This is a genomic window from Vibrio sp. 661 (genome assembly GCF_033339315.1).
Classification (GTDB): Bacteria; Pseudomonadota; Gammaproteobacteria; order Enterobacterales; family Vibrionaceae; genus Vibrio; species Vibrio alginolyticus.
Window position 1 is genome coordinate 1 of sequence record NZ_JAWOUJ010000137.1, and the last position, 1,039, is coordinate 1,039.

Consider the following 1,039-nt stretch of genomic DNA (forward strand, 5'->3'; position numbering starts at 1 on the left):
TTCTTTGTACAACAAGGCTACGAGCGCATCGGATTTATTGGTGGACAAGACGAGCCCAACACCGCAGACATTCGTGAAAATGCGTTTGTGGACTACGGCAGCCTAAAAGGTGTGGTTTCTGAAGACGACATTTATCGTGGCGATTTCTCTAGCTTGTCCGGTTATGACTTAGCGAAAGAGATGCTGGCCAAAGGCGATTTCCCAAAAGCGATGTTCATTGCTTCGGACTCCATTGCGATTGGTGTGTTACGAGCAGTGCATGAGTTTGGTTTAAACATTCCTGATGATATTGCGCTGATCAGCGTGAACGACATTCCTACCGCGCGCTTTACCTTCCCACCTCTATCTACCGTTCGTATTCATTCTGAAATGATGGGGATTCAAGGCGTGAACTTGTTAGTAGAAAAATACCGTGACGGACGCGCACTGCCCCTTCAAGTGTACGTTCCAAGCAAGCTCAAGCTACGCGGCACAACTCGATAAAAACACCCTCAAAACTGCTCAAATAAGGCACTGAATTTTCAGTGCTTTTTTATTTCTTCTTTTATTTTCTACCGAATTTTTACTGTTTTTACTTTCCAAAACAATCTAGAACGCATTCCTTTACGCTGATCACATCTTGCTCAACATTGGTCATTTAAAACGTGACCAAGTTAAAGTAAAACGTTTTCACTAATTTATTTTAGTAAAACTTTTACTAATATCTTTCTCAGATTATTCATAAGCATTTTTCACAATACATCGGCCGTTGTTTTTGCACTGATGTTGAGCCGCGATGAAACCAATCCGCACTCCAACATAAGCGCACCAAGCCGAGGGGAGATCAAAACGTGAACAATTGGGAAAACTTCCAACACTTACACGAGAATCGTATGGCACCGCGTGCGTACTTTTTCTCCTACGACTCTGTTCAGAGCGCACAAACCTTTCAACGTGAACTGAGTCGCCGCTTTATGTTGCTCAGCGGCCAATGGGCATTTCGTTATTTCACCAACCCAATGTTGGTGCCTGATGAGTTTTACTCACAAACAATGAACGA

Annotated in this window: 2 protein-coding genes; both read left to right on the forward strand. The window is 43.3% G+C overall.

Translation table 11 applies throughout. The features are described from left to right. Nucleotides 1–483: substrate-binding domain-containing protein (locus R7P69_RS25230; protein ID WP_318121834.1), on the forward strand; the 483-nt coding region annotated here is incomplete at its 5' end. Between the two features lie 347 nt (nucleotides 484–830). Continuing rightward, on the forward strand, nucleotides 831–1,039 hold a 209-nt coding region (locus R7P69_RS25235), incomplete at its 3' end, for a hypothetical protein (protein ID WP_318121835.1).